Annotated in this window: 22 protein-coding genes and 1 tRNA gene; 9 read left to right on the forward strand and 14 right to left on the reverse strand. The window is 61.4% G+C overall.

Going from position 1 to position 19,825, the window contains the following annotated elements:
* Window positions 1-138: 138 nt before the first annotated feature.
* The 7 genes from ATC00_RS01995 to ATC00_RS02025 all read right to left on the reverse strand — a co-directional run bounded on the left by ATC00_RS01995 (window position 139) and on the right by ATC00_RS02025 (window position 7,341).
* Complete coding sequence (locus ATC00_RS01995) at window positions 139-1,377, reverse strand: multidrug effflux MFS transporter (protein WP_037386034.1); 1,239 nt, start codon at window positions 1,375-1,377, stop codon at window positions 139-141.
* Between the two features lie 364 nt (window positions 1,378-1,741).
* Window positions 1,742-2,077 carry a Grx4 family monothiol glutaredoxin gene (grxD, locus tag ATC00_RS02000; protein ID WP_037385944.1) on the reverse strand — a complete coding sequence of 112 codons (336 nt, stop codon included), beginning with the start codon at window positions 2,075-2,077 and terminating at the stop codon, window positions 1,742-1,744.
* A gap of 133 nt (window positions 2,078-2,210) precedes the next feature.
* Window positions 2,211-2,456 (reverse strand): hypothetical protein, encoded by a 246-nt coding sequence (locus tag ATC00_RS02005; protein ID WP_037385941.1) that lies wholly within the window; start codon window positions 2,454-2,456, stop codon window positions 2,211-2,213.
* A gap of 6 nt (window positions 2,457-2,462) precedes the next feature.
* On the reverse strand, window positions 2,463-2,696 hold the full coding sequence (locus ATC00_RS02010; protein WP_037385938.1) for a BolA family protein: 234 nt from the start codon (window positions 2,694-2,696) through the stop codon (window positions 2,463-2,465).
* A gap of 128 nt (window positions 2,697-2,824) precedes the next feature.
* The gene (purL, locus tag ATC00_RS02015) at window positions 2,825-5,053 is read right to left on the reverse strand and encodes a phosphoribosylformylglycinamidine synthase subunit PurL (protein ID WP_064251802.1); all 2,229 of its coding nucleotides are present in this window, start codon (window positions 5,051-5,053) and stop codon (window positions 2,825-2,827) included.
* 191 nt (window positions 5,054-5,244) lie between these two features.
* Entirely contained in the window at window positions 5,245-5,832 is a 588-nt protein-coding gene (locus ATC00_RS02020; protein WP_064251803.1) for an acyloxyacyl hydrolase, read from the reverse strand.
* Window positions 5,833-5,922: 90 nt separating this feature from the next.
* Complete coding sequence (locus tag ATC00_RS02025) at window positions 5,923-7,341, reverse strand: aminotransferase-like domain-containing protein (RefSeq protein WP_064251804.1); 1,419 nt, start codon at window positions 7,339-7,341, stop codon at window positions 5,923-5,925.
* A 1-nt stretch (window position 7,342) separates the two neighbouring features.
* Here ATC00_RS02025 and ATC00_RS02030 point away from each other — a divergent pair, with 1 nt between their 5' ends.
* Entirely contained in the window at window positions 7,343-7,657 is a 315-nt protein-coding gene (locus ATC00_RS02030; protein WP_234782234.1) for a DUF1127 domain-containing protein, read from the forward strand.
* Between the two features lie 100 nt (window positions 7,658-7,757).
* Here ATC00_RS02030 and ATC00_RS02035 read toward each other — a convergent pair whose 3' ends face one another.
* The 4 genes from ATC00_RS02035 to purC form a co-directional block, all read right to left on the reverse strand.
* On the reverse strand, window positions 7,758-8,165 hold the full coding sequence (locus ATC00_RS02035) for a hypothetical protein (RefSeq protein WP_037385928.1): 408 nt from the start codon (window positions 8,163-8,165) through the stop codon (window positions 7,758-7,760).
* Between the two features lie 50 nt (window positions 8,166-8,215).
* Window positions 8,216-8,887, reverse strand: a complete 672-nt coding sequence (gene purQ, locus ATC00_RS02040) for a phosphoribosylformylglycinamidine synthase subunit PurQ (protein ID WP_064251806.1) — start codon at window positions 8,885-8,887, stop codon at window positions 8,216-8,218.
* A 129-nt stretch (window positions 8,888-9,016) separates the two neighbouring features.
* Window positions 9,017-9,259: a phosphoribosylformylglycinamidine synthase subunit PurS gene (gene purS, locus ATC00_RS02045; protein ID WP_012708154.1), complete on the reverse strand. Its 243-nt coding sequence runs from the start codon at window positions 9,257-9,259 to the stop codon at window positions 9,017-9,019.
* 18 nt (window positions 9,260-9,277) lie between these two features.
* Window positions 9,278-10,042, reverse strand: coding sequence for a phosphoribosylaminoimidazolesuccinocarboxamide synthase (gene purC / locus ATC00_RS02050; RefSeq protein WP_018239850.1), 765 nt, complete (start codon window positions 10,040-10,042; stop codon window positions 9,278-9,280).
* Window positions 10,043-10,268: 226 nt separating this feature from the next.
* Here purC and ATC00_RS02055 point away from each other — a divergent pair, with 226 nt between their 5' ends.
* A complete protein-coding gene (locus ATC00_RS02055) occupies window positions 10,269-10,583 on the forward strand; it encodes a DUF1476 domain-containing protein (protein ID WP_064251807.1) in 315 nt (104 codons plus the stop codon).
* A 192-nt stretch (window positions 10,584-10,775) separates the two neighbouring features.
* Here ATC00_RS02055 and ATC00_RS02060 read toward each other — a convergent pair whose 3' ends face one another.
* Together ATC00_RS02060 and ATC00_RS02065 are read right to left on the reverse strand one after the other, a co-directional pair.
* Window positions 10,776-11,375 (reverse strand): hypothetical protein, encoded by a 600-nt coding sequence (locus tag ATC00_RS02060; protein WP_064251808.1) that lies wholly within the window; start codon window positions 11,373-11,375, stop codon window positions 10,776-10,778.
* Window positions 11,376-11,416: 41 nt separating this feature from the next.
* Window positions 11,417-11,506 (reverse strand) — tRNA-Ser (locus tag ATC00_RS02065).
* A 433-nt stretch (window positions 11,507-11,939) separates the two neighbouring features.
* Here ATC00_RS02065 and ATC00_RS02070 point away from each other — a divergent pair.
* The 4 genes from ATC00_RS02070 (at window position 11,940) to ATC00_RS02085 (ending at window position 15,982) form a co-directional block, all read left to right on the forward strand.
* A complete protein-coding gene (locus ATC00_RS02070) occupies window positions 11,940-12,962 on the forward strand; it encodes a septal ring lytic transglycosylase RlpA family protein (RefSeq protein WP_064251809.1) in 1,023 nt (340 codons plus the stop codon).
* 79 nt (window positions 12,963-13,041) lie between these two features.
* A complete protein-coding gene (locus tag ATC00_RS02075; protein ID WP_064251810.1) occupies window positions 13,042-14,196 on the forward strand; it encodes a D-alanyl-D-alanine carboxypeptidase family protein in 1,155 nt (384 codons plus the stop codon).
* Window positions 14,197-14,252: 56 nt separating this feature from the next.
* On the forward strand, window positions 14,253-14,954 hold the full coding sequence (gene tmk, locus ATC00_RS02080) for a dTMP kinase (RefSeq protein WP_037386031.1): 702 nt from the start codon (window positions 14,253-14,255) through the stop codon (window positions 14,952-14,954).
* The gene (locus tag ATC00_RS02085) at window positions 14,951-15,982 is read left to right on the forward strand and encodes a DNA polymerase III subunit delta' (protein WP_037385914.1); all 1,032 of its coding nucleotides are present in this window, start codon (window positions 14,951-14,953) and stop codon (window positions 15,980-15,982) included. The genes tmk and ATC00_RS02085 overlap by 4 nt, the downstream gene beginning before the upstream one ends.
* Here the strand turns inward: ATC00_RS02085 and ATC00_RS02090 are convergent.
* Window positions 15,977-16,282 carry a pyrophosphohydrolase domain-containing protein gene (locus tag ATC00_RS02090; RefSeq protein WP_064251811.1) on the reverse strand — a complete coding sequence of 102 codons (306 nt, stop codon included), beginning with the start codon at window positions 16,280-16,282 and terminating at the stop codon, window positions 15,977-15,979. The genes ATC00_RS02085 and ATC00_RS02090 overlap by 6 nt on opposite strands.
* A gap of 174 nt (window positions 16,283-16,456) precedes the next feature.
* Here ATC00_RS02090 and metG point away from each other — a divergent pair, with 174 nt between their 5' ends.
* From metG to ATC00_RS02105, 3 genes are read left to right on the forward strand one after another with little or no spacing between them, the layout of a single operon-like run.
* The gene (gene metG, locus ATC00_RS02095; protein ID WP_064251812.1) at window positions 16,457-18,007 is read left to right on the forward strand and encodes a methionine--tRNA ligase; all 1,551 of its coding nucleotides are present in this window, start codon (window positions 16,457-16,459) and stop codon (window positions 18,005-18,007) included.
* 14 nt (window positions 18,008-18,021) lie between these two features.
* A complete protein-coding gene (locus tag ATC00_RS02100; protein WP_064251813.1) occupies window positions 18,022-18,801 on the forward strand; it encodes a TatD family hydrolase in 780 nt (259 codons plus the stop codon).
* Window positions 18,802-18,803: 2 nt separating this feature from the next.
* Entirely contained in the window at window positions 18,804-19,640 is an 837-nt protein-coding gene (locus tag ATC00_RS02105; RefSeq protein WP_037385904.1) for an MBL fold metallo-hydrolase, read from the forward strand.
* The last annotated feature ends 185 nt before the right edge of the window (window positions 19,641-19,825 follow it).

Consider the following 19,825-nt stretch of genomic DNA (forward strand, 5'->3'; position numbering starts at 1 on the left):
CGCACCGGAAACCGGGTTGGTATCTTCCGGTTGTTGTCGGGCGTTGAGGGTGTCTTCTAAGATTGAAGTCATTGGAATATCCACAATAGGCAGATTTGGGAGGAACAATCCGACCGTCGTGCCACACCGGGCATCCGGCTAGCCGGCGGGATTGTGCGGTTTGAAAAGCCGGCCGCCCTCTGCAATGAGCACGAAGAGGAGCGCAAGAACGCCGACCGTAAAGAAGCCGACGGAAAGTGGTGTCACGGTGCCGTCGAAGGCCTGGCCGATGAAGGCACCGATGACGCCACCGGTGATCGTCTGCACGAAGCCGAGGACCGATGAGGCGGTACCGGCCACATGCCCGAGCGGCTCCATGGCCATGGCATTGAAATTGGCAAAGATTACCCCGAACTGGAACATTGCCGCGGCGTAGAGGACCACGAAGATCGGCAGCGGCAGCGGTCCCGCGAGCGATGCGCCCATCCAGACGAAGCTCGCCAAGGTGAAGCCGAGAAGGGCGGCATGTGAGAGTGCCCGCATGCCGAACCGCTGCACGAGACGCGAATTGGTGAAGGACGCGACCGCCATGAGGCCGGCAAAGGCCGCGAAGACGACCGGGAACCACACGCCGAGACCGTAAATGCCGACGAGGACCTGCTGTGCCGAATTGATGAAGCCGAAGAGCGCGCCGAAGATCACGGACGTTGCCAGCGTATAGAAAAGGGCGATTCGGTTCGTCACGACGATACGAAAGCCGTCCAGAATCGCAGACGCCGTGAATGGGCGCCGGTTCTCAGGGGCGAGAGTCTCCCGCAGGCGCACGGCGACAGGCGCCGTGACGGCAAGCGCGTAGAACGCGATCACGACGAAGATCATGTGCCATTCTGCAAAAATCATGATCAATTGACCGATGCTCGGAGCGATGACCGGGACGATCATGAACACCATCATGACCAGCGACATGATCTCCGCCATCTGGCGTCCGCCATAGATGTCCCGGACGACCGACACGGTCACGACGCGAATGGCAGCCGCGCCGACGCCCTGAACGAAGCGGAAGAACAGCAGCGCCGCGAATGTCGGCACGAAGACAATCGCGATCGCGCTCAGGGCATAGAGCGCCAGGCCGCCGAGGAGCGGCGCCTTCCGTCCGAGGCGGTCGGAAAGCGGTCCGAAGAAAAGCTGCGCAAACCCCATGCCGAACAGATAGGCGGACAGGATATATTGGCGATCGTTTTCGTTGGTGACGCCGAGGCTTGCACCAATCTCCTGGAGGCCCGGGAGCATGATGTCGATGGAAATCGCGTTGATGGACATCAGCATCGCCATCAGGGCGATGAACTGGCTCTTGCTGAGGCCGGAAAGCATGGCCGCTTGATCTATCGGTTTTGTCATTTCGTGAATCCCGCTGACCGTCCGCTCGGCGTCCGGCACAGAATGCGCCGCCGGTATGCAGGCGCAGAGTTCTTCAATGCATTGATCTGTCTGTAAAAATTCAGTCCTAGGTCGAGCCTGCACCGACCTCGATGCTATGAATAGGCGGGTTGCGAGCGTGCGCACCAGGGCAACGGCTGCATCGATCGCCCCGTGGGGCGGTCGAAAATCTGCTGGTGCGCAGCCGTAGGCGACCCATCCGGAGCCGGTGAATTTCGCCGCCTGCTCAAGGAGTGCATCGAAATTTAGCCGGACGGCATATAGTTCCGGAATCAAAAAAGGCGGTCAGGCCGCCTTTTCCGTGACCTGTTTACTATTGCGGATGCTACGCAGCGCCCTTTACGGAAATGCCCTGTCCCTGAAGATGCTCCTGCAACTCGCCTGCCTGGAACATCTCGCGCACGATGTCGCAACCGCCGACGAATTCGCCCTTCACATAGAGCTGCGGAATGGTCGGCCAGTTGGAGTAATCCTTGATGCCCTGGCGCAGATCCGCATCGGCGAGCACGTTGATGCCCTTGTAGTCGACCCCGATGTAATCGAGGATCTGCACCACCTGTCCGGAGAAACCACACTGCGGAAACTGCGGCGTGCCCTTCATGAAGAGAACGACGTCGTTCGTCTTAATCTCGTTGTCGATGAAATCGTGAATTCCGCTCATGTTGTCTTCCTTCCTGGCCGGTTTCAAGGACCGGATGTCGCTTTGCTGCTTAAATAGCACGCATGGGTGCGGTTTTCACCCACCCAATTCGCAAAAATGTTGATGGTCCTCAAAATGTGGCTTTCAAACCACCTCAGGCGGAGCGGCGGCGCAGCTTGCTCCGGGATGCAGCGCTGCGGCGACGGCTCACCTGCTTCTTTGCCGGCTTGCGGATGGCGGCCTCGATGATCTCGGCAAGGATGCCGCCGGCGCCTGGCGCTTGCCTGGACCGACGCTTCGTCCGCCGCGTCGCGGTTTTCCTGGCGCCGGTTTTTTTCAGAATCTCCTTCAGCGCACTGTCGACGACACCGCTGACGAGTTCCTTGATCAGGTCCGCCATGGGGACTTACTCCGGCGCGCTCGTCTGCAGGGCGAGCGCGTGTAGTATGCCGCCCATATTTCCCTTCAAGGCGTTGTAGACCATCTGGTGCTGCTGCACGCGGGTCTTGCCGCGAAACGCTTCGGCCACGACTTCGGCGGCATAGTGGTCGCCGTCACCGGCCAAATCGCGGATCGTGACCCTGGCGCCGGGGATTCCGGCCTTGATCATGTCTTCGATATCGCCTGGTGTCATGGGCATGATATGCCAACTCCCTTTGTTATTCTTCTGCGGGGGCAGGGGCCCATCACCGCTCGTAGCCTCAAGGGAACCACGATTCAGGGGCGGAACGCAAATGATGATTTGACGGTTTTCCGCCCCGTCTGCCGTCAATTGTCCGGAGCCAGATCGCTGCCCATGTAGGCGGGGAACCAGGCTTCGTGCGCGGAGCGCAATTCGTCTACCGAGACCGCCTTTGCATCGCCGAGTTTCACGGCTTCGCCTCCGGTCTTGCCGATAACCGGCAGGTCAATGCCGGCGACTGCCGCCCGAGCGGCGACCGCATCGAGCTTATCGGCAGTGACCGTCACGACATAGCGACCCTGATCCTCACCATAGAAGGCCGCAATCGGATCGTTCTCCGGAGCCGCAATCGTCGCGCCGATGCCCGAGGCGATCGCCATTTCCGCGACGGCAAGAGCAAGGCCGCCCGAAGAGCAGTCGTGCACGGCGGTGAGCAGTCCGTCCGAAATCAGGTCGCGAACGAAGTCGCCGACCTTGCGCTCATGCGCCAGATCCACGTGTGGCGCCGGACCATCGGTGCGGCCGTGAACGTCGCGCATATAGACCGACTGGGCGATGTGGCTGCCCAGGCCTTCCGGCGCGCCGGCAAGCAGGATGGTCTCTTCCGCCGCGGCAAAGCGGATGCGCGCCATCTTCGACCAGTCCTTGACCAATCCGACGCCACCGATCGTCGGGGTCGGCAGGATGGCCTGGCCGTTGGTTTCGTTGTAGAGCGATACGTTGCCCGAGACGATCGGGAAATCGAGAGCCCGGCAGGCTTCGCCGATGCCTTTGATGGCGTGCACGAACTGGCTCATGATCTCCGGTCGTTCCGGGTTGCCGAAGTTCAGATTATCCGTTGCGGCCAGCGGCAGGGCGCCGGTTGCCGTCAGGTTGCGCCAGCATTCGGCCACCGCCTGCTTGCCGCCCTCGAACGGATCAGCCTCGACATAACGCGGGGTGACGTCCGAGGAGAAGGCGAGCGCCTTCGTCTCATGGCCTTCGACGCGGACCACGCCGGCGTCACCGCCCGGCAACTGCAGCGAATTGCCCTGAATCAGCGTGTCGTATTGCTCGTAAACCCAGCGCCGCGAAGAATTGTTGGCGGAGCCGATCAGCTTCAGAAGCGCTTCGGCCACATCGGACTGGGGAATGTCGTTGGTCGCGAGCGGCGAGGGGCTCTTGGCCGGCGTCCAGGGGCGGTCATATTCCGGTGCCTCGTCGCCGAGTTCCTTGATCGGCAGGTTTGCCACTTCGTCGCCCTGGTGCAGGATGCGGAAGCGCAGGTCGTCGGTCGTCTTGCCTACAATCGCGAAGTCGAGGCCCCACTTGACGAAGATCGCCTTGGCTTCCTCTTCCTTTTCCGGGCGCAGCACCATCAGCATGCGCTCCTGGCTCTCGGAAAGCATCATCTCGTAGGCGGTCATGCGCTCTTCGCGCACCGGCACCTTGTCGAGATCGAGCTCGATGCCGAGATCGCCCTTTGCGCCCATCTCGACCGCGGAGCAAGTGAGACCGGCGGCGCCCATGTCCTGGATGGCGATGACGGCGCCGGTCTGCATCAATTCGAGACAGGCTTCGAGCAGGCATTTTTCCGTAAAGGGGTCGCCGACTTGCACGGTCGGGCGCTTCTCCTCGATCGACTCGTCGAACTCGGCCGATGCCATGGTGGCACCGCCGACGCCGTCGCGGCCGGTCTTGGCGCCGAGATAGACGACGGGGAGGCCGACGCCCTCCGCCTTCGAATAGAAGATTGCGTCGCTCTTCGCGAGACCCGCCGCGAAGGCGTTGACGAGGATGTTGCCATTATAGCGCGCGTCGAACTCGACCTCGCCGCCGACCGTCGGCACGCCGAAGGAATTGCCGTAGCCACCGACGCCGGCGACGACGCCGGAAACGAGGTGGCGTGTCTTCGGATGATCGGGCGAGCCGAAACGCAGCGCGTTCATCGCGGCGATCGGGCGGGCGCCCATGGTGAAGACGTCGCGTAGAATGCCGCCGACGCCGGTGGCGGCGCCTTGATATGGCTCGATATAGGAAGGATGGTTGTGGCTCTCCATCTTGAAGACGACGCAATCGCCGTCATCGATGTCGACCACGCCGGCATTCTCGCCCGGCCCCTGGATGACGCGCGGTCCCTTGGTCGGAAGCGTGCGGAGCCATTTCTTCGAAGACTTGTAGGAGCAGTGCTCGTTCCACATGGCCGAGAAGATGCCGAGTTCGGTGAAGGTCGGCTCGCGCCCGATCAAGTTCAGGATGCGCTCGTATTCGTCGGGCTTCAGCCCGTGCGAGGCGATGAGGTCCGGGGTGATGGGGCGGGTGTTGGAAATCGTCATCGTCGACCGTCAATCCTTCGGGCGGCGCGCACCCCTTCCGACAGGGACACGGCGCGTGCGAACCGCAACACAAACAGGGGGCGCTTTGCGGCTTCTTTAGCCTATGCCGCGCCGCGGCGCGACAGAAAAATACCACAGATCAACAGGAGCCGGTCGACGCGCTCTTGACCGAAATTTCCGATTGGAAGTCGTTAGAATTTGTAGCCGAGCATCAGTCCCGAACGCGTCAAACCGTCGTTGGGACCGTTGCAAAGATTGGCATTGGAGGAGTGTTCCACCGTTGCCGACAGGTTCCAGTGATCGTCGAAGCGAAACCCGGCGGCGGCATATTCGTGAAACATCAGCCGACAGCCAAGCTTCGGCCCGTTCGTTCCGTCATCGTTCAGATCGCCGTCGTGAACCGTGCCGCCGGCACCGAGCTCGACAAAGAAACGCTCGGTGATGTCGACGTCCCAACTGAACCCGCCATACACCTGGTTGACGCCGTTCGACCCGGTTGCGATCGAGGCTCCGGCATGCACCCGTGGCCGCAGGACCTTTTCAATAAAGCCAGTAGCACTGTCTGCACCGAACGGGTCGAAAAAGACGGTCACGGATGGGAACACGCCGTTCTCCTGATTGTCGCCGTCGCCGATGGAGGTCGTCGCACCGAAACGGAGTTCGTCGAAGATCGGCTCTGCTGCGTGGACGGGTGTTGCCCCAAGACATGCCAGGAGCGCGAAGGCTCCGACGGAACCGAGTATCGAGTTTCGGGCAGCAAGCCAAGTTGAAGAGAGCATGCCAGATCCCTTGGAAAGACGAATCGACTCAGGCGGTACGCTGACAACTATAAATCGTCGTCGCTTGCGCGAAAGTCGTCTGGCAGGGATTTAGTCAAAGCTGTCGTATCCAGTACGGCCGCTATCGAGCAGACGCCGCAGGACCTGGAACCCGGTTTGCACGTCGCTCCGCTTGGCCGGCGAGGAGAAGCCGACGCGGATGCGGTGGAAGACGCGGTCGGACCGGGCCGCCTTGAATTCGTCCTCGTCATCGATCAGCACGCCTTCCTGGAGGGCTGCCTGCTTGAAGGTTCCCGACAGCCAGGGCTCCGGGAGCTTCAGCCAGAGGAAGGGCACCTTCGGATGGTCGTTGAACTCGAAGCCCGCGAAGATCTCGCGCGCCATCGCGACGCGCTCGCCGATTTCCTCGACGCCGCGGCTGCGCAAGGAGGATGCCGCTCCCGAAAGGACCAGACGCGCGCAGAGCTCGGCCAACAGGAAGGGGAGGCCGCCGCTGATCATCTTGTGGGCGATGCGGATGCGCTGGCTGAAATGCGGCGGGCAGGCCACCCAGCCGCCACGGACACCGGCGGCAACGGACTTCGACAGGCCGCCGACGAGGAAAGTCCGCTCCGGCGCTAGTTCGGCGAGAAGCGGAATGGGATCACCGGTCATCGAGCCATAGAGATTGTCCTCGACCAGCCATACGCCGTAGTTGCGCGCGATCTCGGCGACAGCCTGACGCCGCTCGAGCGGCATGATCGCCACCGTCGGGTTCTGCGCGCTTGGCATCAGGAAGGCGAGCTTGGGATGCTGCTGGGCGCAAACGCGCTCGAAATCCTCCGGGATCAGCCCGGACTCGTCGCTTGCCATCAGCGCGATCCGCCGCCCGATCAGCCCGGCGCTGCGGCTTACCTGCGAATAGGTAAGCGTTTCGAAGGCGATGCGGTCGCCCGGCGAGGTGACTGCCGAAATCACGGCAATGACGGCGGCGTGCGCGCCGAGTGTCGGCACGATGCATTCCGGTGCCGGACGAAAGCTGCCGCTCGCCAGCCATTGTGCACCTGCTTCGAACCAATGATCCGGAAAATTGCGGGCATAGCTTGCAATGTCCGCATGATGCTCTCGGCTGATGTCGCCGAGCAATTTTGCCAGAATGTCACCCTGACCGATGTCCGGCGCCGCCGTGCTGTCGAAGCGCAGCTTGCCGGGAGGCGCGACAATCGGGCGGGTGCCGGCAAGCGACGTGGTGAGCGGGTCGGCCTGTTCTGGCGGTCTGCTCTCCGGGTGGTCCAGCACATAGGTGCCGCGGCCGACCTCGCCGCTCACAAGCCCGCGCTCGCGCACGATATTGTAGGCCCGGCCGATCGTGCCGATCGTCACGCCGATGTCGAATGCCAGATTGCGTTGCGGCGGCAGCTTGGTACCGACGGGCAGCGCCCCGTTGCCGATCGCCTGTTCGATCTGGTCGGCGATGCGCGCGTAAAGCGGTCCGTATCCCTGCTGTATGTCCGGAAGCCAAGTTGTCATAGTGACAATTATCTATATTGCCTCAATTGCCGTGTCAATTATCACAAGATTACGCGACAAAACGGCGTTGAGGTTAGGTGCAATGGATACAATTAATACAATCCAGCTGTCGCCGCAGCATGCCGAGAGCCCCAGCCGTCGGGGGCGACGCAGCAACTTGAATATTCTCACTTGGCTATGGCGCTTCTACTGCGCGCTGGCTGCGAAAAGGCGCAGCCGTCTGGTGCTTGGCGACTTGAGCGCCCACCAGTTGAAAGACATCGGGATCAGCGAGGCCGAAGCGCGGCGGGAGGCTGCCGTGCCATTCTGGCGCTAGCCGCTGCCCGCATGACTGCTGCCTTTGGGAGTCGGGTGACTGTGGAGTTTGGCGCTGGTTGCGCAAGGCAGGCGAGCCCAGATCGGGTAGTCGCCCAAGCTCAACTGCAGCCTTGGCCGCCCGCGGCCCAGCGCCGCACGTCCGACGCAATGCGCGTGCCCACCGGCTCGCTGAGAAGCGGACCGAATGCCTGCAGCCGGGCAGGGTGGCCTTCGGCCTGAATGACCGCGAGGGGGCGTGACTCGGGCGACTTGCGCGGCACGAGCAGAATGCGCGGGCGCCCGGAGAAGGAGTTGAGTTCCGGCGCCAGCCGATAGGCTTTGAAGGCCGGGTCGCCTGATTTGAACCAGCAGCCATTGGCGCCAAGCGCAACGCGCTCCATCGTCGGGAGCGCGGCGGAACTCGCGGGCGCGGAGGCTGGGCGGTTGGATTGGCAGCCGCCGACGAGCACGAGGCTTGCGGCGACGCAGCCGAGCGCTGCGAAATGTCTGCGTTTCATGGATGGCATAGGCGGCCTCGCGCGGGAACGATCGATGTCGCCTTCTAGCAGCGATATGGTTAAGCAGCGATTACGTCGAGCGCCGAGGCGAAGATGCCGCGGCCATCCGAGCCGCCATGGGCCGCTTCAATCAGGTTTTCCGGGTGCGGCATCATGCCAAGAACATTGCCCCGGTCATTCACCACGCCGGCAATGTCGTTGATCGAGCCGTTCGGGTTGGTGCTTTCTGCATAACGGAAGACGACCTGACCATTGCCCTCGACCGCCTTCAGGGTTTCTGCGTCCGCAAAATAGTTGCCGTCATGGTGCGCGACGGGGCTGCGGATCACCTGGCCCTTGGCATAGGCACGAGTGAACTCCGTGTCCGCGTTGACGACCTCGAGCTTGACCTCGCGGCAGACGAATTTCAGCGAGGCATTGCGCATCAGAGCGCCCGGCAGCAGACCCGCCTCGACGAGGATCTGGAAGCCGTTGCAGACGCCGAGGACGCGCACGCCTTGCTCGGCCTTGGCCTTGATCGCCTGCATCACCGGCATGCGCGCGGCGATCGCGCCGCAGCGCAGGTAGTCGCCGTAGGAAAAACCGCCGGGAATGACGATCAGGTCGACATCCGGCATTTCCGTCTCGGTCTGCCACACGGTGACCGGAGCCTTGCCGGAGATCTTCGTGAGCGCCGCGATCATGTCGCGATCGCGGTTGAGGCCTGGAAGCTGAACGACGGCTGACTTCATGGCGCAAATACCTTGCCTAGACCCCACGGGCATGAGCGGCGCGGGCGATTTTTCAATGCTTGGAAACGCCGGTGAACCGATCTGCGGTTGCGTTCGATCGAGGCGACCGGCGGGTGATTTCCCTCGCTGTCAAGCGAGGGAAATGCTGTAGTTCTCGATCACGGTGTTCGCCAGCAGCTTCTCGCACATTGCCTTGAGCTCAGCTTCGGCCTTTGCCTTATCCGCGGTCTCGAGCTGCAGGTCGAACACCTTGCCCTGACGAACCTGGCCGATGCCGTCGAAGCCGAGCGCGCCGAGCGCGCCTTCGATTGCCTTGCCCTGCGGGTCGAGAACACCGTTCTTCAGCGTCACGGTTACGCGTGCCTTGATCACTTTAAGCTTCCTCGAAAATTACTTGACCAGCACGGGACCGGAACCGCGCGGCGGCTCGTTCTCGTTGATGATGCCGAGACGGCGGGCCACTTCCTGATAGGCCTCGACCAGCCCGCCCATGTCGCGGCGGAACCGATCCTTGTCCATCTTTTCCTTGGTCTCGACGTCCCACAGACGGCAGCTGTCGGGCGAAATCTCGTCGGCCAGGACGATGCGCATCATGTCGCCCTCGTAGAGGCGGCCGCACTCGATCTTGAAGTCGACGAGCTGGATGCCGACGCCGAGGAAGAGGCCGGACAGGAAATCGTTGATGCGTATGGCGAGTGCCATGATATCGTCGAGTTCCTGGGGGCTGGCCCAGCCGAAGGCGGTGATGTGCTCTTCCGAAACCATCGGATCGTCAAGCGCATCGGCCTTATAGTAGAACTCGATGATCGAGCGCGGCAGAACAGTGCCTTCTTCGATGCCGAGACGCTTAGCCAGCGAACCGGCAGCAACGTTGCGCACGACGATCTCGAGCGGAATGATCTCCACTTCCTTGATCAACTGCTCGCGCATGTTGAGGCGGCGGATGAAGTGCGTGGGAATGCCGATCTTGTTCAGATGCGTGAAGATGTACTCGGAAATGCGGTTGTTGAGCACGCCCTTGCCGTCGATGACGTCATGCTTCTTCTTGTTGAAGGCGGTAGCATCATCCTTGAAGAACTGGATCAGCGTGCCCGGTTCCGGACCCTCATAAAGGATCTTGGCCTTGCCCTCGTAGATACGGCGGCGACGATTCATGGACTTTTCTCTGTGGTTGTTGGCGCTCTTGGGTCGCGCATATGGAATTTTCTCAGCGGGTCCATATCTGAAAAGAACGCATTTCACAATCGGCGTATCTTTTCGTCCCCGAATTTAGATTAGGGTATCATGAAAGTCGCCAAAGACGAAAAGGCGCGTTGCACATTCACCGCCCTGTCGGATTATGTGAGAATGCTTCTGCAGGAACTTTCAGGGAGATCGATTGATGACGACGATGCAGGATCGCGAGAAGGCTTTCGAGGCGAAATTTGCCTTGGACGAGGAGTTGAGGTTCAAGGCCTTGGCGCGCCGCAACAGGATGCTCGGCCTCTGGGCAGCCGGTCTCTTGAACAAATCGGATCCGGAAGCCTACGCCCGGGACCTGATTGCCGCCGATATCGACGATGCGAGCCATGACGACATCGTGCACAAGATCAGAACCGACTTCGAAGTAGCCGGAGTGGCTCAGTCTGAAAGCGAAATCCGCGTCCGCATGCTGGAATTCCTGGCGCAAGCGGTCGAGCAGGTACAGAACAGCTAGTTTGCGTCGGAGGCGCGGTCGGCTCCATCATAGTCGGTCCCGACAATTAACACCGGCGACCGTGCCATGGCAGGATATCGGGCACCGGCGACCGTTTTTTCGGCGCGAGATCATACAATAGCCTTCACGTGCACTATCGCCCGCGAAAGCGGCAAGACTTGCCTTTATCGTTTCTCGCTTGGGTCGATGTCGTCAGCGCTTACTACCCGAGATGCCCAAGGGATTGACAATAGGGGCCGGCGGCCGAAAGCGGTCAGGATAGGTTGCAATCGCCTTATCAAGTTCGGCTCCGAGTTGTTCAACAGCCGCCATGGCTTGTACGATCTTATCGAGCGCTTCTTGGCACTCAGCCGCGCCATTGGCCTCCGACTGCGGAAATATCACCCACTTCACCGGGCCTTGTGTAGCTAGGTGCCGTGGCCACCGCCCGCGTGTCCTGCGCAAGAATAGCTCGCCTGTAACTGGGTGCTTGAGCCATATGCTGTGCGCGATCAAATCGCGTTCCTCGTTCACCTCCTGCACCAACTTGCGCAGCCATACAGAGTCGGTCTCGATACTGATATCCTTAACGGCGAAGAGGTCTGGCGCCATATCAAGACGTTCCGCGGCCCGGGGCGTCTTCAGCACAATTCGAGCTTCAGCCTTATTCAATTGCAGCAGCAGCCCGCTCAATGCCGTCAGTTTGTGCTCAAGCTTTGCGAATGTCACAACCACGCGGCCAACAAGTGCGGCCAACTCGTCAGGCAGATCATGGACGATTTCTGCCTCAAAGGCCATTGCGGTTCGCGGCATTGGGGAGCTCCAATAGATGGCAAGTCGTATCTGGAGCTAGATGGCGGACAGGGTGGGATTCGAACCCACGGTACGGTTTCCCGTACGCTGGTTTTCAAGACCAGAGCCTTAAACCACTCGGCCACCTGTCCTTGCCCGTTTTGACATCGATGCGTTCAGAGTGCCGAATCGATGCCGAATTTGCCACATCGCTGTGGCATTGCCCTTCAAATGCAGCGGTGATGACGATCCGTCTTATATAGAGACCGCTGCCTTAAACCGCTCGGCCACTCCTCCGGGCAGCCGCGTTATTGCCCGAAGCAAAAGAGGTTTGCAAGTTTTAGCATGAACCATCCCTGATTTTGTTGAGGTGGCAGGCCGGGCGCTCCGCATTCCTGCAGCCCTGAAATTTACCCTTCGTAAACCATAAGGCGAGATTTCTATCGCGCTTTCGCCATCCAGTTCGCAATTTCGCCTTGTTGTTGTCATGATTACTTTGATTGTTCCGTTTCGGAACGCGGAATTCTGCGCGGGGGCTAGTGCAGATCATTTCGGTGCGGCATTGCGAATGATCTTGTGGGACAGATGACATCTGATAGAAAAGCGGCATACATTGCGAGGGGAATTCGGCTCGCTGCAGTTCCGTTGCTGTGCGCGGCACTTGCCGCCTGCGGATCGACGACATCCAGTGTCAAGAAGAGCAAGTCGCGAAGCAAGGAATACTTCGCCGAATCCGTCTATGGCGTCAAAGCCAGTCCGCGGGTCGCGACCGGACGCAATATTCCAAAGGGGGGCGGCCGCTATCAGGTGGGCAAGGCCTATCAGGTCAAGGGCAGGTGGTACCAGCCGAAAGAGGATTTCGGTTACAACAAGACCGGCGTAGCGTCGTGGTACGGATCAGCCTTTCACGGGCGCCTGACGGCAAACGGCGAAGTCTACGACAAGTATCACTTGTCGGCCGCGCACCCGACCTTTCCGCTGCCGAGCTATGCCCGGGTCACCAACATGGAGAACGGCACGTCGGTCATCGTCCGCGTCAACGACCGTGGTCCCTATGAGTACGGCCGGATCATCGATGTCTCCTCGAAGACGGCTGACATGCTGGACATCAAGCGCAAGGGGAGCGCCAAGGTCCGCGTTCAATATGTCGGCCGGGCGCCGCTCGAGGGCAACGACATGCCCTATCTCATGGCGTCCTACGTCACCAAAGGCGATCGCAGCCCGGGTGTGAGGCCGGAGGGACAGATTGCGACGGGTGTCATGGTCGCCTCGAACGAACCGCTGCGCAATCAGGCACAAGACCTCGGCATCGTCCCGGTCCCGGCCAAGTCGATGCGCGGCACAGGCGTCCCTGTGAACGCTCTGGCCGCACCGGCGCAAGCCTTCCCGACGCCGCGTGCCATGACCGAATTCGTGCTCCTGCCGGAAATCGGACCGGTTCCGACCGAGCGGCCCGAATTGATCCCGCTGCCGGATGGCAGCATGGCCTATGCGGCCGCCTATGTCGAAGTGCGTGTCAGCGACAAGGCCTCTCCCTTCGAAGCGATAATGGTCGATTCCAATCCGCTCACTCCCGAGTCGATCCTTGCCTATGCAAAGCGGCATTAAGGCGCCATCTGATCCGCTCGATGCCGATTGAACGGGGGTCTCCGCACTGCTATGCCCGTGTGAGAAACCGGAGTTTCTCATGCGCATGAAGTGGTTCGCGATCGTGGGCATCCTGGCGGCGATCGCTCAGGGGGAGGCGGCAGCGCAGACGGCGGCTTTCAATACGAAGGCGAAGCAAATCTACCTCGTCGATGCGGAAACCGGCACCGTGCTCTTCGCGCGCGGCGAAGACGATCCGGTGCCGCCCGCCTCGCTTGCCAAGCTGATGACAATGGACGTGGTCTTCGAGGCGCTGGAGAAGGGGGAACTGACGCCGGAGACGACCTTCACGGTTACCGAGCATGCCTGGCGAACCGGCGGCGCGCCCTCCGGCACGGCCACGATGTTCGCCGCGATCAAATCCCAGATCCGCGTTGCAGAGCTCATTCAAGGCGCAACGGTGCAGCTGGCCAATGACGCCTGCATCATCCTAGCCGAAGGCATGGCCGGCAGCGAGGCTGCCTTCGCCGAACGGATGAACGAACGCGCGCGCGCGCTTGGCATGCCGGTTGCGACGTTCAAGAATGCGACGGGACTACCGGATCCGGGAAACCGCATCACAATGCGTGAACTCGTCACCCTGTCACGCCATCTGCGCGAGGCGCATCCGGAATTCTACCGTCTCTATGCTCAGCCTGAATTCGAGTGGAACAAGATCCTTCAGCGCAACAAGAACCCGTTGATTGCCGCCAATGCTGGCGTCGATGGACTGGCGACCGGTTTTGCAGAAGGGTTCGGCTTCTCGCTTGCCGCCTCCATGCAGCGCGGCGACCGCCGGGTTTACCTGGCGATGGCCGGCCTCGAAACAGACAAGGAGAGGATTGAGGAAAGCCGCCGCGTGCTCGACTGGGCAATGACGAATTTCGAGAAACGGCGCATCTTCGCCGAAGGCGAGACGATCGGCGAGGCGAGCGTTTATGGCGGCGAGGCGTCTCGTGTCTCGCTGGTCGCGGGCGGCCCGGTCGACCTGCTGCTGCCGGTCAACAATCCGGAACGGCTGATGGCGAGGATCGTCTATAAATGGCCGCTGACGGCGCCGGTGGCAGCCGGCCAGCAGGTTGGCGTCGTCAAGCTCTGGAACGGAGACAAGCTTTTGAGGGAAGTGCCGGTCAGAACTGCCGAGGCGGTCGGGCCCGGGACGCTCAGCAGCCGGGCGCTCGACGCCCTGCAGGAACTTCTGTTCTTCTGGCTGTGACAAATGCGGCGCTTGGCGGTTCCTTCCGCCAGATCAATCGGCTAAACAGAACCGGTATGCACGCCGATCTGGAAGAACTTGTGTCGCTGACAAAGGGATTGTTCGTAACATTCGAGGGTGGAGAAGGGGCGGGAAAATCGACCCAGATGCGCCTTCTTGCCGATTCGCTCAGCGCCCGAGGCTATGACGTGCTGACCACCCGTGAGCCCGGTGGCTCCATCGGGGCGGAGGCGGTCCGCCACGTCCTGCTGTCAGGCGCGGCGGAACCCTTCGGCGTCCGCATGGAGGCGATTCTCTTCGCGGCGGCGCGCAGCGACCATGTCGAAGAAGTCATCCGTCCCGCCTTGGAGCAGGGGAGGATCGTTCTTTGCGACCGCTTCATGGACTCCTCCCGCGTCTACCAGGGCGTCACCGGCAATCTTGAGCCCGGCTTCGTGGAAACGCTGGAGCGCGTCGCGGTGAACGGCGTCATTCCCGATCGGACAATCATCTTCGATCTGCCTGCAGAGGTCGGGCTGGAACGCGCCCGGCGCCGTTCAAGCGAGAACCCGGACCGCTTCGAAAAGGAACAGCTCGAGACGCACGAGAAGCGCCGAGAGGCTTTCCTCGACATTGCCGAGGCCGATCCCGAACGGTGCCGGGTCGTCGATGCCACCCATCCGCCGGAGGCGATCGCGGCGGAAGTGCTGAGGCTCGTGGAGGCGCTGCTACCGGGCAATGGCGAACCGCAATCGTCCGCGGTCGAAGCGGCATCATGACCATGGAACGTCCCGGCGTGCTGGAGGGGGCAGTCGCTCCCGTCGAAAACGACAAGCTCTTCGGCCATCCTGAAGCCGAAGCCTTTCTTGCCCAGAGCTACCGGTCCGGCAAGGGTCACCATGCGATCCTCATCGAAGGCCCCGAAGGGATCGGCAAGGCGACGCTCGCTTTTCGATTCGCCAATCATGTGCTCAGCCATTCCGAACCCGCGGAGGCGCCCGAACTCCTCGACGACCCAGATCCGGCGTCGCTCGTCACGCGCCAGCTTGCCTCCGGCGCGTCGCACAACCTGTTGCATTTGACGCGCCCTGTCGACGAAAAGACGGGCAGAGCGAAGGGGGCGATTACGGTGGACGAGGTCCGCCGCGCCGGAAAATTCTTCGGGCAGACATCGGGCACGGGGAACTGGCGCATCGTCATCATCGATCCCGCCGACGACCTCAACCGCAATGCCGCCAACGCCATTCTAAAGATTCTGGAGGAGCCGCCGCGCCGTTCGCTGTTTCTCGTACTGACGCACGCTCCGGGAAAGCTGTTGCCGACGATCCGTTCGCGCTGCCTGCCGCTGCGGCTGAAGCCCTTGGAATCGGATTCGATGCGCCTGGCGCTCGCCCATCTGGGCTTCGATTTGGCCGGTCCGAGCGCCGACGGAATCATTGCCGCGGCGAGCGGCAGCGTTTCCGAGGCACTGAAGCTGATCAACTATGGCGGCCTCGATATTGCCGCTGCTTTCGAGGACATCCTCGCAGGGCAGGGGCCCTCCGTCCGCAAACAGATGTACAAGCTCGCCGACATCCTTTCGGCGAAGGACAGCGAGACGATTTACGACTTCTTCTCGTCCCTCGCCACGGGGCGGGTGATGCGGCTGGCGCGCGACGCTGCCATTGCCGGCGACATTCACCGCGCCGAACGCTTTGCAAGGCTGTCCAGCAGCTTCAGCGAGCGCCTGACCATAAGCGACGCCTATAATCTCGATCGCAAGCAGACGATCCTGTCCCTGCTCGACGACCTGAAGGACGCCTTATAGGTCGGGCCTGAATTTCCACTTCCGCTCGATCGCCGCGGCAAGGTCGATATCATTTTTGTGGGCGAAGAGCAGGACATGGCCGAGAAGATCGGCCGTCTCGTCTGCAAGTGACCGCCGCAATTCGTCGATCGGCGTGCCAGCCTTCCGCCCGCGACCGCTCGCCTTGTTCCATGCCTGTGTCAGTTCGCCGAGTTCCTCCTGCAGCTTCAGAATGTACCAGTCCGGATCTCGGACGATGGCGTGTTCGTTCGCATAGGCAGCCGAGGCTCTCTCGAACTTTTCCTTGAGATCACCCAGCATCGCATTCCCCTTTCCGTGTTTATGATTTGTTCCCGGCGGCCGCAGATGTCAACTGCCAAGGCACCCGAAGGAGCTACTGTCCGCCAGGGTTTTTCTGGGTGCAGCGGTTCCCTACCTAAAGGCGATGCGCTAATAGCAGCCATAGTTTCCGATCCGAGATAAATCGAAGCCGCCATGAGAGATACGTCCCCGTTCTACATCACCACCGCGATTTCCTACCCGAACGGCAAGCCGCATATCGGCCATGCCTATGAACTGATCGCGACGGACGCCATGGCGCGCTATCAGAGGCTGGACGGCCGCGAGGTCTTCTTCCTGACGGGGACCGACGAGCACGGCCAGAAGATGCAGCAGACGGCGCGCAAGGAGGGCATCTCGCCGCAGGAGCTTGCCGACCGCAACTCGGCCGAGTTCGAAAAGATGGCCGAACTGCTCAACGCATCCAACGATGATTTCATCCGCACGACGGAGAAGCGCCACCACGAGGCATCGCAGGCGATCTGGATCCGCATGGGCGAGGCGGGTGACCTTTACAAGGATGCCTATGCCGGCTGGTACTCCGTCCGGGACGAGGCATACTACCAAGAAAACGAGACGGAGCTGCGCGACGACGGCGTGCGCTACGGGCCGCAGGGAACGCCGGTCGAATGGGTCGAGGAGGAGAGCTATTTCTTCCGCCTGTCGGCCTATCAGGAGAAGCTCCTGAAGCATTATGAGGAGAATCCGGATTTCATCGGACCCGCCGAGCGGCGCAATGAGGTGATCTCCTTCGTCAAGTCGGGCCTGAAGGATCTGTCGGTCTCGCGCACGACCTTCGACTGGGGCATCCGGGTGCCGAACGATCCTGCCCATGTCATGTATGTCTGGGTCGACGCCTTGACGAACTATCTCACCGCGACCAGCTATCTGACCGATCCGTCGGGGCCTCGGGCAAAGTTCTGGCCGGCGAATATCCACGTCATCGGCAAGGACATCATTCGCTTCCATGCCGTCTACTGGCCGGCTTTCCTGATGTCGGCGGGCCTGCCGCTGCCGAAACGCGTTTTCGCGCACGGCTTCCTGCTCAACAAGGGCGAGAAGATGTCGAAGTCGCTCGGCAACGTGGTCGACCCATTCAACCTCGTCGAACATTTCGGCCTCGACCAGATCCGCTATTTCTTCCTGCGGGAAGTCTCCTTCGGCCAGGACGGCAGCTACAGCGAGGAGGGAATCGCGACCCGGATCAATTCCGACCTCGCCAACGGCATCGGCAATCTCGCCAGCCGCTCTCTGTCCATGATCGTCAAGAACTGCGACGCCCAGATTCCGGTATGCGGTCCGCTGACGGACGAGGACAGCGCAATGCTCGCCGCCGCCGATTCGCTCCTCGATACGACGCGCGAGGAAATGGGCAAGCAGCTCATCCACCGCGCGCTCGCCGCGATCATCGCCGTGGTTTCCGAGACGGACCGCTATTTCGCCGGTCAGGAACCCTGGGCGCTGAAGAAGACCGATCCGGAGCGCATGGCGACCGTGCTCTACGTGACGGCGGAGGTGGTGCGCCAGATCGCGATCCTGCTGCAGCCCTTCATGCCCGAATCGGCGGGCAAGCTCTTGGATCTGGTAGCGGTCCCCGAAGAAAGGCGCAGTTTCGCGGATCTCGGCGAAGCGGGCCGCCTGGTGCCCGGGACGCCGCTTGAGGCGCCGAAGCCGGTCTTCCCGCGCTATGTGGCGCCGGAAGCGTAAGCGAGAGCGAACTGATGCTGATCGACACGCACTGCCATCTGGATTTTCCGGATTTCGACGCCGAGCGCGACGAGATCATCGAACGTGCCCGGCAGGCAGGCGTGACCCAGATGGTGACAATCTCGACCCGCGTGAAGCGCTTCGAGACGATTTTGGCGATCGCCGAAAAATATGAGAACGTCTTCTGCTCGGTCGGCACCCATCCGCACAATGCTGACGAAGAACTGGACATCACCGCGGCGGACCTCGTCCGCCTGTCGGCACATCCAAAGGTGGTTGCGATCGGCGAGGCGGGGCTCGATTATTTCTACGACAATGCGCCTCGCGAGGCGCAGGCGGAGGGCCTGCGTCGCCATATAGAGGCGGCGCGCGAAACCGGGTTGCCGCTCGTCATTCACAGCCGGTCGGCCGACGAGGATATGGCCGCGATCCTGACCGAGGAAGCGGGGAAGGGCGCCTTCCCCTTCCTTCTCCACTGCTTCTCGTCTGGAGCCGACCTGGCGCGCATCGGCGTCGACCTCGGCGGCTATGTCTCATTTTCGGGAATCCTGACATTCCCGAAGTCGCAGGAACTGAGGGATATCGCCGAAACGATTCCGCGCGATCGCTTGATCGTCGAGACGGATGCGCCCTATCTGGCGCCAAAGCCTTTCCGCGGCAAGCGCAACGAGCCGGCCTATGTTGCACACACGGCCGACGTGCTCGCCGAATCAATCGGCGTCACGAAGGGGGAAATCGCGGAGATCACGACGGAAAACGCCCTGCGAATCTTTTCCAAGATGCCGAGGCTCTAGACATGGCGTTCCGGCGGGTCTTCACCATCCTGGGCTGCGGCTCTTCGCCCGGGGTGCCGCGCATCACCGGCGACTGGGGTGCCTGCGATCCGTCAAACCCGCGCAATCGGCGCTTGCGGGCCGCGCTGCTCGTGGAGCAGTTCGCACCGGACGGCGGCAAGACGACCGTCGTCATCGACACGGGTCCCGATTTCCGCACCCAGATGGTGGCGGCCGATGTTCGCCACATCGACGCCGTGCTCTACACGCATGCCCATGCGGATCATCTGCACGGCATCGACGATCTGCGCGGCTTCGTCATCGAGAACCGCAGGCGTGTGCCGATCTGGGCGGACGCCTTTACCATGGCTCGGATTCGCGACGGATTCCGCTACTGCCTGGAAGCGCCGCCCGGCAGCGGATATCCGCCGATCGTCGAGCCGCATATCATCCCAGAGGATCTTCCGCCGGTTACCGTCCTCGGCGCCGGCGGCCCGATAGCCTTCCAGCCTTTGATGCAGTTTCACGGCAATATCCATTCGCTCGGCTTCCGCATCGGCAATTTTGCCTATTGCAGCGACGTCAGCGACTTTCCGGCCGAAACGATCGCCAAGCTCAGGCAACTCGATCTCTTGATCATCGACACCTTGCAGTACAAGTTTCATCCGAGCCATCTGTCGCTGGTGCAGTCGCTCGGCTGGATCGAACGGCTGCAGCCAAAGCGCGCCGTACTGACGCACATGCATGTGCCGCTTGATTACGACGTCGTGCGCGACGAGACGCCCGACCATGTCGAACCGGCCTATGACATGATGCGGCTGGAGCTCGAAGTCGAGGTGCCGGCGGCCGAAGAGGCGTAAAGGCTGTCTGATAGGATCTTCCGGCAAGCTTTTGATTCCAATTGAAATTGTGGAATCATCTTCAGATAGGTTAGTTCCATAATCTATCTTATGCGATCTTGATCTGTAGCGGCATTTTAGAGATGCGACATATGAGCCAGTTAGAGATGCGACAGTCGTCGCCTCTTGGGATGCTGGTCAAACGT

This window comes from Sinorhizobium americanum, assembly GCF_001651855.1.
Classification (GTDB): Bacteria; Pseudomonadota; Alphaproteobacteria; order Rhizobiales; family Rhizobiaceae; genus Sinorhizobium; species Sinorhizobium americanum.